This is a genomic window from Pseudarthrobacter kochi (assembly GCF_055412805.1).
The window spans coordinates 174,690-189,407 of record NZ_JBVAYV010000004.1; the positions used below are offsets into that span (position 1 = coordinate 174,690).

The 14,718-nt window shown below is 67.1% G+C and carries 16 protein-coding genes; 12 read left to right on the forward strand and 4 right to left on the reverse strand.

Features of this window, described 5'->3' with window-relative positions; genetic code table 11:
• Positions 1 to 155: 155 nt before the first annotated feature.
• The 6 genes from ACZY0Y_RS04010 (at position 156) to ACZY0Y_RS04035 (ending at position 6,452) form a co-directional block, all read left to right on the forward strand.
• Positions 156 to 1,256, forward strand: a complete 1,101-nt coding sequence (locus ACZY0Y_RS04010) for an iron-siderophore ABC transporter substrate-binding protein (protein ID WP_463956872.1) — start codon at positions 156 to 158, stop codon at positions 1,254 to 1,256.
• 10 nt (positions 1,257 to 1,266) lie between these two features.
• Positions 1,267 to 2,340 (forward strand): FecCD family ABC transporter permease, encoded by a 1,074-nt coding sequence (locus tag ACZY0Y_RS04015; protein WP_463956873.1) that lies wholly within the window; start codon positions 1,267 to 1,269, stop codon positions 2,338 to 2,340.
• Between the two features lie 59 nt (positions 2,341 to 2,399).
• Positions 2,400 to 3,455 (forward strand): FecCD family ABC transporter permease, encoded by a 1,056-nt coding sequence (locus tag ACZY0Y_RS04020; RefSeq protein WP_463956882.1) that lies wholly within the window; start codon positions 2,400 to 2,402, stop codon positions 3,453 to 3,455.
• 1 nt (position 3,456) lies between these two features.
• The gene (locus ACZY0Y_RS04025) at positions 3,457 to 4,293 is read left to right on the forward strand and encodes an ABC transporter ATP-binding protein (protein ID WP_463883895.1); all 837 of its coding nucleotides are present in this window, start codon (positions 3,457 to 3,459) and stop codon (positions 4,291 to 4,293) included.
• Between the two features lie 65 nt (positions 4,294 to 4,358).
• Positions 4,359 to 5,369, forward strand: a complete 1,011-nt coding sequence (locus ACZY0Y_RS04030; RefSeq protein WP_463956883.1) for a siderophore-interacting protein — start codon at positions 4,359 to 4,361, stop codon at positions 5,367 to 5,369.
• 246 nt (positions 5,370 to 5,615) lie between these two features.
• Positions 5,616 to 6,452 (forward strand): SGNH/GDSL hydrolase family protein, encoded by an 837-nt coding sequence (locus tag ACZY0Y_RS04035; RefSeq protein WP_463886186.1) that lies wholly within the window; start codon positions 5,616 to 5,618, stop codon positions 6,450 to 6,452.
• 40 nt (positions 6,453 to 6,492) lie between these two features.
• On the opposite strand, the gene ACZY0Y_RS04040 is transcribed toward ACZY0Y_RS04035, so the two are convergent.
• Entirely contained in the window at positions 6,493 to 6,780 is a 288-nt protein-coding gene (locus ACZY0Y_RS04040; protein ID WP_024365378.1) for a YciI family protein, read from the reverse strand.
• A 104-nt stretch (positions 6,781 to 6,884) separates the two neighbouring features.
• On the opposite strand from ACZY0Y_RS04040, the gene ACZY0Y_RS04045 reads away from it, so the two are divergent.
• The 3 genes from ACZY0Y_RS04045 (at position 6,885) to ACZY0Y_RS04055 (ending at position 10,066) form a co-directional block, all read left to right on the forward strand.
• Complete coding sequence (locus ACZY0Y_RS04045) at positions 6,885 to 7,373, forward strand: MarR family winged helix-turn-helix transcriptional regulator (RefSeq protein ID WP_463886183.1); 489 nt, start codon at positions 6,885 to 6,887, stop codon at positions 7,371 to 7,373.
• A 48-nt stretch (positions 7,374 to 7,421) separates the two neighbouring features.
• Entirely contained in the window at positions 7,422 to 9,239 is a 1,818-nt protein-coding gene (glsA, locus tag ACZY0Y_RS04050; protein ID WP_463956874.1) for a glutaminase A, read from the forward strand.
• A 65-nt stretch (positions 9,240 to 9,304) separates the two neighbouring features.
• Complete coding sequence (locus ACZY0Y_RS04055) at positions 9,305 to 10,066, forward strand: SGNH/GDSL hydrolase family protein (RefSeq protein WP_463956875.1); 762 nt, start codon at positions 9,305 to 9,307, stop codon at positions 10,064 to 10,066.
• On the opposite strand, the gene ACZY0Y_RS04060 is transcribed toward ACZY0Y_RS04055, so the two are convergent.
• The 3 genes from ACZY0Y_RS04060 to ACZY0Y_RS04070 are packed head-to-tail and all read right to left on the reverse strand — an operon-like array spanning position 10,063 to position 12,834.
• Positions 10,063 to 10,920 carry an FAD:protein FMN transferase gene (locus tag ACZY0Y_RS04060; RefSeq protein ID WP_463956876.1) on the reverse strand — a complete coding sequence of 286 codons (858 nt, stop codon included), beginning with the start codon at positions 10,918 to 10,920 and terminating at the stop codon, positions 10,063 to 10,065. The genes ACZY0Y_RS04055 and ACZY0Y_RS04060 overlap by 4 nt on opposite strands.
• Positions 10,904 to 11,401, reverse strand: a complete 498-nt coding sequence (locus tag ACZY0Y_RS04065) for an FMN-binding protein (protein ID WP_463956877.1) — start codon at positions 11,399 to 11,401, stop codon at positions 10,904 to 10,906. Before ACZY0Y_RS04065 ends, ACZY0Y_RS04060 begins: the two co-directional genes overlap by 17 nt.
• Positions 11,398 to 12,834, reverse strand: a complete 1,437-nt coding sequence (locus tag ACZY0Y_RS04070; protein ID WP_463956878.1) for a ferredoxin reductase family protein — start codon at positions 12,832 to 12,834, stop codon at positions 11,398 to 11,400. Before ACZY0Y_RS04070 ends, ACZY0Y_RS04065 begins: the two co-directional genes overlap by 4 nt.
• Positions 12,835 to 13,316: 482 nt before the next feature.
• On the opposite strand from ACZY0Y_RS04070, the gene rpmB reads away from it, so the two are divergent.
• Genes rpmB through rpsN form a run of 3 tightly spaced genes read left to right on the forward strand, consistent with a single transcriptional unit; the run spans position 13,317 to position 14,030 of the window.
• Positions 13,317 to 13,553 carry a 50S ribosomal protein L28 gene (rpmB, locus tag ACZY0Y_RS04075; RefSeq protein ID WP_011693744.1) on the forward strand — a complete coding sequence of 79 codons (237 nt, stop codon included), beginning with the start codon at positions 13,317 to 13,319 and terminating at the stop codon, positions 13,551 to 13,553.
• The gene (rpmG, locus tag ACZY0Y_RS04080; protein WP_011693743.1) at positions 13,553 to 13,720 is read left to right on the forward strand and encodes a 50S ribosomal protein L33; all 168 of its coding nucleotides are present in this window, start codon (positions 13,553 to 13,555) and stop codon (positions 13,718 to 13,720) included. The genes rpmB and rpmG overlap by 1 nt, the downstream gene beginning before the upstream one ends.
• Before the next feature lie 4 nt (positions 13,721 to 13,724).
• Positions 13,725 to 14,030 (forward strand): 30S ribosomal protein S14, encoded by a 306-nt coding sequence (rpsN, locus tag ACZY0Y_RS04085; protein WP_011693742.1) that lies wholly within the window; start codon positions 13,725 to 13,727, stop codon positions 14,028 to 14,030.
• Positions 14,031 to 14,718 lie beyond the last annotated feature (688 nt).

The window sequence follows — 14,718 nt, forward strand, 5'->3', positions numbered from 1 at the left end:
CACAATCCCCACCGGGATGGGCCGTGAGTGACCCCGCGTTGCTGTTTAAGGGGGCGGAAGCAGCCGTCTGGCAATTACGTTACGAAAGGTTTGCTTAATTGTAGCAAGGATAGGCTAGCCTTACTTAGGTTCGCATTATTGACCTAAGGAATCCCATGCCTCTCCCTACTCCGAGCCGCGCCGTGCCCAGGCGCCGCTTCCTCCGCACCGCCGGCCAGGCAACTGCAGTCCTGGCCGCCGTCGCGCTCTCCCTGACCGCCTGCTCCACCGGCCCGGCCAGCTCGACTGCGGCGGACGCCCCCAGCCAGCCGGCCAGCTCCGCCTTCCCGGTGACCATCAAGCACGTGTTTGGCGAGACCACCATCAAGGAACAGCCGACGCGGGTCGTCACCGTTTCCTGGGTCAATGACGACGTGGCGATTGCCCTCGGCGTGGTGCCGGTCGGCGTCCCGAAGAACGAATGGGGCGGCAACGGCCAAGGTTCCACCCCGTGGAAGGACGCCGCCCTGGAGGCGCTCGGCGCCGGCTTCGGTTCGGCGAAGGCCCCGGCCCAGTTCTCCGAGGCCGACGGCGTCAACTTCACCGAGATCGCCAAGCTCAACCCGGACGTCATCCTCGGCGCCTACTCCGGCCTCACGGAGGAGGACTACAAAAAGCTCAGCGAAATCGCCCCCGTCGTGGCCCACCCAGAGATCGCCTACGGAACCTCCTGGCAGGATTCCACCGCGATCATTGGCAAGGCCCTCGGCAAGGACGCCGAAGCCACCAAGCTGGTCGCCGACACTGAGGCCACCATCAAGGAAAAGGTCTCCAAGTACCCGCAGATCGCCGGCAAGAGCTTCATCTACGGCAACCTGGAGCCCGCTTCGGCTGACGGGGTCAACGTCTACACCGCCAACGACAACCGCCCCCGATTCCTCACCGAGATCGGCATGAAGCTGGCCCCCGTGGTGGAAGATAATTCCAAGGGCTCCACGGAGTTCTTTATCCCGTGGTCCGCCGAGAAGGCCAACGAACTCGAATCCGACATCTTCGTCACCTGGGTTCCTGACGCAGCCACCACCGATTCCATCAAGGCAGACCCGCTGCTGGGCCAGATCCCGGCCATCAAGAAGGGCACCCTGGTTGCCGACCCGGACAACACCCTGACGTTGTCCATCTCGGCGTCGTCGCCGCTGAGCCTGCCGTGGTCGCTGGACACGTTCCTGCCGCAGCTGGCGATTGCAGCGGATAAAGTCCCTGCCGCGGTGAAGTAGGCACCGTTTCATGAGCCCCCTTACGACGACGGCGGTTTCCGCAGCCGCCCGGCCCGCCCCGGAGACGCGCACGACTGTGACTGTCCCTGCCCGGGGGCCGCGGGCGCTCTGGCTACTGGCCGCCGTCGTCGTACTGGTGCTCGTGACCGCCGCGTCCCTCGCCCTCGGCGCCCGGGGCCTGGACCTCGGGACCGTCTGGCAGGCGCTGACCCGGTTCGATCCGGCCAGCGGCGACCACGCCGTGGTCCACGCCCGGATTCCCCGGACAGTCCTCGGGCTGCTCGCCGGCGGCGCCCTCGGGCTCGCGGGGGCAGCAATGCAGGGCGTGGCCCGCAACCCCCTCGCGGACCCGGGCATCATCGGAATCAACGCCGGCGCCGCGCTGGCCGTCGTCACGGGAATCTACGTCTTCGGCGTGTCCTCGCTGACCGGGTACATCTGGTTCGCGTTCGTCGGGGCCGCGGCCGCCGCCGTCGTGGTCTATCTGATCGCTTCACTCGGCAGGGACGGCGCGACGCCGGTGAAGCTCGCCCTCGCCGGAGCGGCCCTGAGCGCCGGTCTCTTTTCACTCCTGAACGTCATCCTGGTGTCCAGCCGGGACACCCTGGACCGCTTCAGGTTCTGGCAGCTCGGCGGGATCGCCGGGCGCGACTGGTCGGTGATCCTCCCGGCCCTGCCGTTCCTGCTGCTGGGAGCCGCGATAGTGCTCGCCACCGGCCGGATCCTCAACAACCTCGCCCTCGGCGACGACCTCGCCCGCGTCCTGGGCCAACGCGTCGGGCTGACCCGCGGCGTCACCGCCCTCGGCATCGTCCTGCTCTGCGGCTCGGCCACGGCGCTGGCCGGCCCGATAGGCTTCGTGGGCCTCGTTATTCCGCACGCCGTCCGCTTCCTCACGGGCCCCGACTACCGCTGGATCCTGCCCTTTTCGCTGGTCCTGGCTCCGGCCCTGCTGTTGACCGCCGATGTGATCGGCCGCGTCATCCTGCTTCCGGGCGAAGTCCCCGCGGGGATCATGACCGCGCTCGTCGGTGCCCCGGTATTCGTCTGGCTGGTCCGGCGCAGCAGGGGGGCAGGCCTGTGAAGGAATCCTCCGCCGAGGTGGCACTTGGCGCCCATGTCCCGCCCAAACATCGGCGTTATCTGACACCTCGGTGGCCGGTGCGGAGCCGGGCCGTGCCCACCCGGACCGGCATCCTGGCGCTTGCCGTCGTGGCGCTCTTCGCCGCCAGCGTGCTCCTGGGCAGCTACACCGTCACCATCCCCGACTTCTTCCGGATCCTGTCCGCGCACCTAACCGGCGGGGAGAAGATCCCCGGCGCAAGTTTCATCGTGATGGAGCACAAGCTGCCGCGCGCCGTCGTGGGGACGCTGATCGGAGCCGCTTTCGGGCTGTCCGGTGCGCTGTTCCAGACCATGCTCCGCAACCCCCTTGCCAGCCCGGACGTGATCGGCATCAGCTACGGGGCCAGCGCCGCGGCCGTGACGGCGATTGTCGTCTTCGGCGCATCCGGTGCCACCGTCTCGGGCGCTGCCTTCGCCGGGGCGCTGGGCGTGGCCGCCCTGATCTATGGCATCTCCCGCAGCGGATCCCTGGGCTTCGGCGGACAGCGGGGCGACGCCGCCGGCGGCCGGCTGATCCTGGCCGGCGTGGGCATCGCCGCGGCCCTTCATGCCGTGGTCAGTTTCCTGATGACCCGGGCGGACATCCGCACCGCCGCCGAGGTCCTGATCTGGCTGAACGGCTCGCTCAACTCCGCGAACTGGGACCGGGCCGGAGTCCTCGGCCTCGCACTGATCGTCCTGATTCCTGCTGTCGCCGTCCTCGCCGGCCCGCTGCGCATGCTCGAACTTGGCGACGACACCGCCGCGGGGCTCGGCGTGCGGGTCGGTGCGGCCCGGCTGGGCATCGTGGTCACCGCCGTCGGGCTTGCCGCCGCGGCGACGGCCGCAGCAGGGCCGGTGGCGTTCGTCGCGTTCCTCGCCGGGCCCATCGCCCGTCGGTTTGTCCGCAGGGCGAGCCTGCCGGCGTCGGCCCTGGCCGGTGTGGTGATCGTCCTGGCCGCCGACTACTTCGCCGCCAATACCGCACCGCTGCTGCTGGACGGAACTGTCCTGCCGGTCGGAGTGGTCACGGGCGCCCTCGGTGCCCCGTTCCTGATCTGGCTGCTCGTCACCTCCAACCGAAAGGACGCCTGAGATGTCAACACTCCAGACCTCCGGCCTGACACTGAAATACGACCAGCGGACCGTGATCGAGGGACTCAGCACGGAAATCCCCGAGGGCAAGGTGACTATGATTGTCGGCGCCAACGCCTGCGGCAAATCCACCCTGCTCCGCGGCCTTGCCCGGCTGCTCAAGCCTGCGGCGGGCACCGTCACCCTGGACGGGCGGGACATCCACCGCCGTCCCGCCCGAGAGGTTGCGCGCACGCTGGGACTGCTGCCGCAGCATCCGACGGCACCGGACGGCATCACCGTCCGGGACCTCGTGGGCCGCGGCCGCTACCCGCACCAGGGTGTCTTCCGGTCCCGGCATGCAGGCGGCCCGGCGGACGACGAGCGTGCCGTGCAGGAAGCGATGGCCGCCACCGAAACGCTGGAACTCGCCGGGCGCAACGTGGATGAACTCTCCGGCGGGCAGCGGCAGCGGGCGTGGATCGCGATGGCCCTGGCGCAGGAAACCGCCGTCCTGCTGCTGGACGAGCCCACCACCTACCTGGACCTCACCCACCAGGTGGAGGTCCTGGACCTCATCACCGACCTCAACCGCCGGCGCGGAACTACCGTGGCGATCGTGCTGCACGACCTCAACCTCGCTGCGCGGTACGCGGACCACATCATCGCTATGAAGGACGGACGAATCGAGGCCGAAGGCTCCGCCCGGGCGGTGGTCACCGAGGAAATGGTCCGCGAAATCTTCGGCCTGAAGTCCAGGGTGCTCCCGGACCCGGTGTCCGGCGCACCGCTGATCATCCCGCTGGGCCGCCACCATGCCGATTCCCCGCACACCACAACCCTGGAGCTGGTCCCTTGACTGCATCGAACGCCACCCCGTCCCGCGCCCGGGCCGGCCTTAAGACCCCACCCGGCACCCAACCCATGACCCTCGCTTTTGATGTCCAGGTCACGGCGGTCCAGCAACTCGGACCAAACTTCCGGCGGGTCACATTCGGGGGCTATTCGCTGCGGAACTTCGGGGTCCATGGCAGCACACTGGACCTGCGTATCAAACTCATGATCCCGTCGCTGGCCGCGGACGGTACCGCGTTGCCGCTGCCGGAGTTCCGGATGGAGCAGGCAGGCTGGTACCGCGAGTGGCTGGCCATGGATCCTGCGACCCGCGGCTCCATGCGCACCTACACCGTGCGGCAGGAACGCCTCGACGCCGTCTACCCGGAACTCGACGTCGACTTCGTGCTGCATTTCAACGACGCCGGCCACGGCGGACCGGCCGCCAACTGGGCCCGCAACGCCACACCAGGGGACACCCTGACCCTGATCGGCCCCAACAGCCGGGCCGCGCACTGCGTCACTGCGCAAACGTACTCCGGGATCGAATGGCGGCCGGGCCTGGCCCAGCGGGTCCTGCTGGCCGGCGATGAGACAGCCGTGCCTGCCATCAGCGCCATTCTCGAGAGCCTGCCGTCGTACGTGCGCGGGCACGCCATCCTCGAGGTTCCGGAAGCCGGCGACTTCCAGGGGATCACGACAGCCGCCGACGTCGGGATCACCTGGCTCGCGCGCGGTGCGGCCATCGGCCGGTCGCATCCGCACGGGGAATTGCTGCAGGAGGCGGTCCGCGCCGCCGTCACCCTGCCCGGCTGGGCCGGACTCCGGTCATCCCGCGAGCCTGCGGCCGGCCCCGAGCCCGAGGACGTCAACGTGGACCACGACATCCTGTGGGAGACCCCCGCACGGATGGATGCCGCGGCGATCAGCGCCACCAGGAACCCGGACAAGCCCGCAGGGGCTATGCCGTTCTACGCCTGGATCGCCGGTGAAGCGGGGGTAGTGAAGGAGCTGCGCCGGTACCTGGTGCGGGACGTGGGGATCGACCGGAAGCAGGTGTCGTTCATGGGGTACTGGCGGCAGGGGAAGGCCGAGCTCTAAGCGACGCTCCCGCAGTTGTTGCTCCTACTTTTCTGACGCTCCCGCAGTTCCTGCCGGGCTTGCGGCCGCTGCCGCTGCTCGCCTTGTGGCCGGACGGGCGACATCCTCGGCGTGCTCGCTCGTTCCTCGCTTAGACGCACGCTGCCGGATGCCACCCGCCCGGCCTCCGCGGTTGGCTCACCGATGTGCCTCTGGCGTTCACCTCGCAGTCCCCTGCTGGCCCGTTGGGTTGGCTAGCGTGGGGCCATGGCCGAAAACCTTCTATCCCCGGGCGCTGATGGGCGGCGGGTCTATGTTGCACTGGGGGATTCCTTCACCGAGGGGGTGGGGGACTACAATCCCCGGCTGCCCAACGGGGTGCGCGGGTGGGCGGACCGGGTGGCGGAGCAACTGGCCAGGGCGGACCCGGGGTGGGAGTATGCCAACCTTGCCATCCGCAGCAAAAGGCTGCGGCACATCATCGCGGAACAGCTGGACGCCGCGCTCGCCATGGAACCGACCCTGGTCACCCTGTACGCAGGCGGGAACGACATCCTGGACATCGGGACCGACATCCACGCCCTCATGATGGACTACGAGTTCCTCGTCGCCAGACTCGCCGCGAGCGGGGCCACGGTAGTGCTGTTCACCGGCTTCGATGTCAGGGTCTCGGCGCTGCTGGAACCCCTCAAGAGGCGGAACGCCATCTACAACCAGCGGGTCCGCGAGGTGGCGGCCAGGTACGAGGCCGTGCTGGTGGACTACTGGTGCTTCGACGCGTTCTATGATCCCCGGATGTGGGATTCGGACCGGCTGCACATGTCCAAGGCGGGCCACAAGTATCTCGCCGGCCAGGTCCTGGACCAGCTAGGGGTCCCGCACAAGGTCAAGCCCAAGGAATGGGCGCCGCCGGCGAAACTCGGCCTCCGGGACTGGGAGCGACGGCAGCGCCGTTGGGTCCATGACTGGGTCCTGCCGCTCTTCGGGCGCAAGCTCAGGGGTGTCACGCTCGGCGACGAGCTCAGGCCGCGCTGGCCGGCGCCGGTCAGGGTCCCGCCGAAGGCTGGGCTGAAGAAACTGGCCGCCAGGATCCCCGCGGGCTGAACAGTGCTGCTCCGGACGGGACGCGCGGGGCGAGCCGGCGTCAGCTGTCCAGCAGGTTCTCGTAGCCCGGAGCCACCCGGCTCGCGTGGAACTCCTCGACGTCGAATTCGGCCACTCCGTTGACATAGAACGGATCCCTGGCCAGTGAGGCGTCGAGGGCATCGCGGTCCGCGTTGGAAAGCAACAGGGCGCCCGTGCGCGGGATTTTCCGCCCCGCGACCATAAAGATGCCCTGGTCGAAAGCATCTTGTAGCCACGTGACGTGGGCCGGAAGATGGAAGTCAACGATCTCTTCGGGGACCTTGTAGGTCAGCGAGACTACATACATAAGGGTCAGCCTACCGCCTGTCCCCCGCGCCGGGACGTGATTCTTCCGTCACGGAAATCCGGCGAAGTTGAACCGTCAAGCTTCAATGCTCCTACACTGTATCCATGACTGAACCGCGCTGGCTGAACGCCGACGAACGACGGGCCTGGCTGGCCCAAGTAAGCATCAATACCCTGCTTCCGGCAGCCTTGGACACGCAGCTTCACCACGCGCGCAAGCTCTCCCTCTTCGACTACAACGTCCTCGCGATGCTCTCCGAGGCCGACGGCCGTTTTCTGCCCATGAGCGAACTTGCCGCACGCACCAGCGCCTCCCTGTCCCGGCTCTCCCACGTGGTCACCAAACTGCAGACCCGCGGGTGGGTGGAGCGCCGCCCGCACCCGGGGGACGCCCGGGTAACGACGGCGCACCTCACCGACGCGGGAATGGAGACCATCGAGGAGCTCGCCCCGGGCCACGTCGAGGCCGTCCGTTCGCTGTTCCTCGACGCCCTGAGCGAGGAGGACGTCGCCGAACTCGCCCGGATCGGCGAGAAGATCGTGGGCCGCCTGGACAAGGACCACTGGATCCTGCGGGAGAGCAAGCACGCCTAAGGGCCCTACCGGGCCGCCCGCATCATGTTGTCCCCTAGTGTTGGCACTATGGAATCGCCGATCGACAGCTACCTGCGCCAGATCCACGCCGAGATCGCCCAGCTCAAGGACGGCAAGCCCTACAGCACCATCCCGGCCATGGCCAACGTGGACCCGGACAACTTCGGCATCGCCCTCGCCACCGTGGACGGCAAGGTATACGAAATCGGTGACACCCGCGAGGAATTCACCATCCAGTCCATCTCCAAGCCCTTCACCTACGGGCTGGCCCTCGAGGACCTCGGCAACGAGGCCGTGGACGCCAAAGTGGACGTCGAACCGTCGGGGGACTCCTTCAACGAGATCTCCCTGGCCGAAGGGACGGGCCGGCCGGCCAATGCGATGATCAACGCCGGAGCCCTCACCGCGACCTCGCTGATCAGGGGGTCCGGCGGGCAGTCCGGCTTCAAAAGGATCCTCAGCACGTATTCCGCTTTCGCCGGCCGCCAGCTCTCGGTCAGCGAGCAGGTTTTCGAATCCGAACTCAAGCATGGCCACCGCAACACGGCACTCGCGTACCTGCTGCGCTCCTTCAACATCATTGAGGATGACCCGACGCCGGTCCTGGCGGACTATTTCCGCCAGTGCTCCGTCCTGGTGAACTGCTTCGACCTCTCGATCATGGCCGCCACCCTTGCCAACGGCGGCCGGAACCCGCTCAGCGGCAAACAGGTGCTGGAGATCGGCCCGGTGGAACGCGTGCTGTCCGTCATGATGACTTCCGGCATGTACGACGACGCCGGCGCCTGGATCAGCAGCGTGGGCATGCCGGGAAAGAGCGGGGTGGCCGGCGGCATCATCGCCGTGCTGCCCGGCCAGGTGGGCCTGGCCGTCTATTCGCCGCCGCTTGATGAACACGGCAGCAGCGTCCGCGGCCTGGCCACTGCGCAGCGCCTCTCCCGGGACATGGAACTGCACTTCGTCCGCGCGGCCCGGACCGGCCGGTCCGCTATCCTCGCCGCCTACGACGTGACCGAGACGCCGTCGGGTATCCGCCGGAACGACGAGGCCGCCGACGTCCTCCGGGCGCACGGCCACCGGGCCCGCGTGATCGAAGTCAACGGCGACCTCCTCTTCGCCGGAACCGAGTCCATGGTCCGCGAGCTGAGCAGCCTGGCGGACGACGTCGACCTCGTGGTCCTGGACGTGCGCCGCACCGACCAGATCAGCGAAGTCGCCGTGCGCATGCTGGCCAAAGCGAGGCAGGGGATGGCCGACGCCGGCCGGGAGCTGGTGCTGATAGAGGCGGACGGTTCCGTCGCGGACGCTCTGGGACCCCTGGAACGGCGGCTGGTGCCGTCCTTCGCGACCCGGAGCGCCGCCGTCGAATACTCCGAAAACCGCCTGCTGGAACGCCATGGGGAGCACCTGCTGCTGCCGGACCACGTCCCGGTCACAGCATCGCCCGCTTTGGCGCCGCTGGACGAGGCGGACGCCGCGGCGCTCGAAGCCCTCATGACCCTGAAATCGTACGACGACGGCGACGTCATCCGGCGGGTCGGCCTGCGGTTCGGCGGGGTCTACTTCATCACCTCCGGGAGGGTCAGCAGCACGTCCCCGGGGCCCACCGCGGAGCGGGTCAAGCTCAATACCCTCAGCGCCGGCATGACGTTCGGGGAACTGGCGCTGGGCAGCGGCAACCGGCAGGAAACCACGGTCCGGGCCATCGGTCCGGTGGAGGTCATGGTGCTCAGTGCCGAGGCCATCACCGAGCTGGAAGCCGCCGAGCCGCGCCTGGCGATCGCCCTCTGGAAGGCCCTGACCCGGGACGCCTACACCCGGGTGGAGCAGTACCTGCGGGAGTCCGCGGTCCGGATCCGCGAATAGCGGCTGCCGCGGCCGGCCAGGTGCCTGCTTTGTTTGCTTGGGGCTACTGCTGGCAGACTGAATCCATGGATTTCACAGCCCGCTACGTTGCCCTCGGAGACTCCTTTACGGAAGGCGTCGGCGACGATGACCCCACCCGCCCCAACGGCGTGCGGGGCTGGGCGGACCGGGTGGCCGAGCAGCTCGGCACCGCCGATCCGGGCTTCGGGTACGCGAACCTCGCCATCCGCGGCCGGAAACTCCGCCAGATCATGGCCGAACAGGTCGATGCCGCCGTCGCACTCAATCCCACCCTCGTGAGCATCTACGCCGGCGCCAACGACATCCTCCGGCCCAAAGTCGACATCGATAATCTGCTGGTGGATTACGACGCCGGCATCCGCAAGCTCAAGGCCACCGGCGCAACCGTGGTGATGTTCACCGGGTTCGATTCCCGCGGCTCGAAGATCTTCGGCACCACCCGCGGCCGCACCGCTATCTACAACGAACTGGTCCGCGGAATCGCCGGGGACCACGGCGCCCTCCTGGTGGATTACTGGCGCTTCAGCGAGTACTACGACTGGGGAATGTGGGCAACCGACCGGATGCACATGTCCGCCGCGGGCCACGCGAACATGGCCAAGCGCGTCCTCACCGTCCTGGAGCACGACCACTCGATCGACATTCCGCCCATGACTCCGGTTCCCGAGCTCAGCCGGGCCGAGGCCGTCCGCGCCAACGCCCGCTGGGTCCGCGAATTCGCCGGACCGTGGGTGGTCCGCCGGGTCACGGGGAAGTCGTCAGGCGACGGACTGGCCCCGCGCTACCCGAGCCTCACGCACCTCTAGGCGCGGAATCCCGGCGTCGCGAGCAGTTCCCCGCCGCCAAGTACGGCCAGCACCTCGACGTCCCAGCTGTCCGTGGCCCAATCCAGCATCCGCCTCCCCCCGGCGACGATCGCCGTCGCCAGCACGTCCGCGGTGAGAATGTCCGGGGCTGCCACGGAGACCTGGCGGAATTCGAGGGGGTGCCGTCCCGTGCGGCCTGCCCCGGCCCGCCAGATGTGGTTTCCGCGCTCAGCGGTGCCGGACGTCGCCAATGCCGCGAAGCGCCCTGTGCCGCCCAGCGCAAAGCCCGAGAGCAGCGTTCCGCGGTCCTGCGGATCGACGATGCCGGCCAGCCACGGAGTCCCGGTTCCCGGTGCGGGCGAGCCGCTCACCAGCACGTCACCGCCCGCGTTCAGGCACCAGTCCGTAATGCCGGCGGACTCCAGAGCGGAGGCCGCCTGGTCGATGGCGTAGCCCTTGATGATTCCGGAGAGGTCCAGTATGCCGTCGGGCCGCTCGGGGGTGAAGAAACCGTCGGTCAGCAGCCGCCAGCCCGTGGCGTCCGCAAAACGGGCGCGGAATGACGCCGAGGTATCCCGCAGCGTGACTTCGCCGCGGGCCAGCCGGCTCGCTTCCGAATCCGGCCGGTACAGGCTGAATGTCGCGTCCAGGCCGGAGAATATGCGTTCGACGGCGGCAGCGGCACCTTCCAGCACCGGTTCGCCGCCGGGCGTCCAGCAGTCCTCCACTGGCAGGGCGAGGCTGATGACCGTCCCCATGCACCGGAAGGTCCTGCTTTTCAGGGCCGGTCCGGCCAGGGTGGCGGCGCTCAGTGCCGGACTCTCGGCGGGCGAGGGCTTAACGGTTGGCTGCATCGAGGGCTGCCTGAAGAGAACTCAAATAGGCGTCGCTGGTGACGGTGGCGCCGCTGATGGTCTGCACCTGGGCCGACTGGGTCTTGATGACCGCGGCACGCAGCAGCGGAGCGGCCCGGTTGCTGATTTGCACGGATTTTCGGTCGTCGTCGGTCAGCTGGAGGGCGGTGACATCCGTGATCTCGCCGGCTTTTACGGTGATCTGCACCTGGACGGTGCCGAAGCGGGTCTGGACCGCCGCCCCGGTGAAGGTCCCGGCGGCCTGTGCCGCGCTTGCGGTGCCTCCGCTGGACCCGCTTGCGGAACTGGATCCGGAAGATCCGTTGGTGGTTCCGCTGCCCCCGGCCGTCCCGGACGAGGCGGGGGCCGAAGTGGCCGCCGCAGTGCTCCCGGTGTCTGCGACGTGGGCTCCGGACTGCCAGCCGGCCAGGAGTATTCCGGCGGAGGCCAGTGCTGCTGAAACTGCTGCGCGTATTCTCACCAGTCGAACCTTTCGTAGTGGAGTTGCTCTTCGCGGACGCCGGCAGCGCGGGCTCCACTGATCGCACTGCGGGCCCACGCGGACGGGCCGCAGATGTATACGTCGGCGTCGGCGACGTCCGGGGCGTAGCTGGCCAGCCGGTGTCCTGACCGGACGGCCGATTCGGGCAACCAACTCTGTTCGCCGGTGGTCCGGGCGCCGGTGAGATGGAACAGAGTCGCGCCGCGGCGCCGGCAAAGTTCCAGGATTTCGTCGCCCAGATAGAGTTCCGCCTCACTGTGGCCGCGGAGAATCACTGTGGCATTGCCCGGTTCAAAGGGGGTTCGCTCCAGCAGTGCGCGAATGGGGGTGATTCCGATGCCGGCACCGATCATCACAACGCGGTTCCGGCTGCGGGCCGCTGTGCTGAAGAGCCCGTAGGGTCCCTCGATCGCTACCCTGGTCCCGGATTTCAGCCGCGCCAACTGGGCCGATCCCCGGCCGAGGTTGCGCACGGTAATCCGCAGTCGGCCCCTGCCCTCGGAATCGAACAGCACGGGTTCCGCGGACAGGCTGAACGGGTGCGGATGCCACCACGCGCCCGGGGCGAGGAACCTCCAGATGAAAAACCTGCCGCCGCTGCCGGCCAGTTCGTCGAGGTGGCGGCCCGCCAGTTCGATACTGACGACACCGGGACCCTCCGTCACGACGCGGCTCACCGTCAGTTGGTGCCGGACGGTGGCCACGAGCGGCTCCAGGACGCGGTAGTGGACCAGGGCGGCGCCGGTGCCGATGCAGCTGGCCAGCCAGTACCAGCGCTGCCAGGTGCCCTCGGCGAAGAGCGCCCCGGTGCTGAACTGATGCGAGATTGCGGTCAGCACCGCTGCGTAGGTCAGCAGGTGGACGGCATACCAAAATTCGTAAGGGAACCGGCGTCGGACGGCGACCAGCGAGGTGACCACAACGGCGATGAACAGTCCCATGGACACGATGGCGAGCCACATGTCCGGGACCAGCACCCAGAGGGACACGAGCTCACTCACCGGATCGAGCCCTTCGGCCATTCCATATCCGATTGCGATCAGGATTCCGTGCGCGAGCAGCAGGTACAGCGACGGTTTGCCGAGTTTGCGGTGGAATTCCAGGGCCCGGTCGTGCCCGACCGCGCCATCGATTAGGGGAATACGCGCCGCCAACAGCAACATCAGCAGTACAAGGTTCATGCCGGCCAGCCCGGCGACGATTCCCAGGGCCGTGAAGGAGCCGGCCAGGGTCGAGAACCCCGTGACGCCGCCGTCGGCGAGCCAGAGTGCGATGGACAAGGCCACCGAAGCCCACGCGAGCACGGTCAGGAGGTCTGCCCGGAGCAGGCGGCGCCGGGACTGACCGCGGAATCGCTCCACGGGAGTGCGGCGGGCCGTGGCCGGCAGGGCCGTCTGGAGTGAAGAATTCATGGTTCCACCGTCCGCCCGGCGCCTATCATTTTGCTGTGAAAGCGCTAGGGTGCCGATGTGACTTCGCGCCGAACCGGCCGGCACCCCTTATACACCGCCGGATACCGGATTGGTCTTTAATTCGTCAAGCTCGTAGACTTGGTAGGCGCTAGGTGGCGCGGAGCGTGTGCAATTGCTCCGGTTGGCGGGATTCGTCTGCAACATCGACAGTCCTGAGGGCCGGTAGTTAGGGGCTCAAGTTGCGTGCACTCCTGTATTCGCCCAGCATCCCGGTACTTCGCGGTGGCTTCCCACAAGGTTTCCGCCGCCCGGTGACCGTGGCCCACAATCTTCGCCGCAGTGAGGAAAGCAGTCGGTTTACGCCGCCTGCCTGAACGCTGCGGAACTACCGAATCCGTGTGGGGGCTGGATGCGGACGCCGCCTGTCGCACGGTTACGCGGGAACTCCGCAACCGTTTCATTTATTTTTGAGGAGAGTCGTCATGGCAGCACACTGCCAGGTGACCGGAGCCGAGCCGGGCTTTGGACACAGCATTTCGCACTCGCACCGACGCAACAAGCGCCGGTTCGACCCGAACATCCAGAAGAAGCGCTACTGGGTTCCGTCCCTGCGCCGTAATGTCACCCTGCAGGTCTCTGCACGTGGCATCAAGACCATCGACGTGCGTGGCATCGACGTAGTCGTAGCCGCCATCCTGGCACGAGGAGTGAAGCTCTAATGGCTAAGGACAAGGACGTACGTCCGATCATCAAGCTCAAGTCGACCGCGGGCACGGGATACACCTACGTGACGCGCAAGAACCGTCGTAACGACCCGGACCGTATGGTTCTGAAGAAGTACGACCCCCGCATCCGCAAGCACGTCGAATTCCGAGAGGAGCGCTAAACACATGGCTAAGAAGTCAATGATCGCTAAGAACGAACAGCGTAAAGTCATCGTCGAGCGTTATGCTGCAAAGCGCCTCGAACTGAAGAAGGCTCTGGTTGACCCCGCGTCGACCGACGAAGCCCGCGAAGCTGCGCGCCTCGGCCTGCAGAAGCTGCCCCGCAACGCCTCGCCGGTACGCCTGCGTAACCGCGACATCATCGATGGCCGCCCGCGCGGTACCTTCCAGAAGTTCGGCATCTCCCGTGTTCGCTTCCGCGACATGGCTCACCGCGGTGAGCTCCCGGGCATCACGAAGTCTTCCTGGTAATTCAGCACTCCTGTTAGCTCAGCACTGCTGATTCCAGTGGTCTAAGAAGGGCCGGCAACCTCACGGTTGCCGGCCCTTCTTGCGTTTGAGGCTCGACGGCGGGTGACTGGTGTGCGCGGCGGCCGGTGCGGCTGGGATGTGAGCCAGTACACAGGGGCGGGTTTCCGGGCTGGGGGTGCCGAACGGGGCGGCCGGGCTCTTGACATCCGTGTGGTGGCGGGGTTTGTGGGGGTGGTGGTGGGGTGGATTTGTGTGGGGGTCTGGTGGCGTGTAAAGTAATTCGAGTCGCCGCCGCTGATGCGGAGAGTTTGCGACCGACCCCCTGATGAACAGCCTGAGAATTTGGCGCACTTTTGAGTGTGCGTGTTGCGGGTGGGGACCTTCCGGAGAGTTTGTGGATCGCAGGAATGCTGATTTGCAAAGGGTTCCGGGTTCGGGTAAGTTTGATAAGTTGCTCCGGAGCGATCCACGGCCCTTGGTTGTGGTGGTGCCGGGTGTGTCTGTTGTTTGAGAACTCAATAGTGTGCCAAGTTTGTTGATACCAATTTATTGTATTGAATTGGTTGAATTGACCAGGTCCGCCACCCCGTGGTGTGGTCTGGTTTTTACAGCTGGTTTCAAATTTTGTGCAGTCAATACGTCCCGTTTTCCCGGGGGTGTTGGTTGTGTCTGTTTTACTTCAACGGAG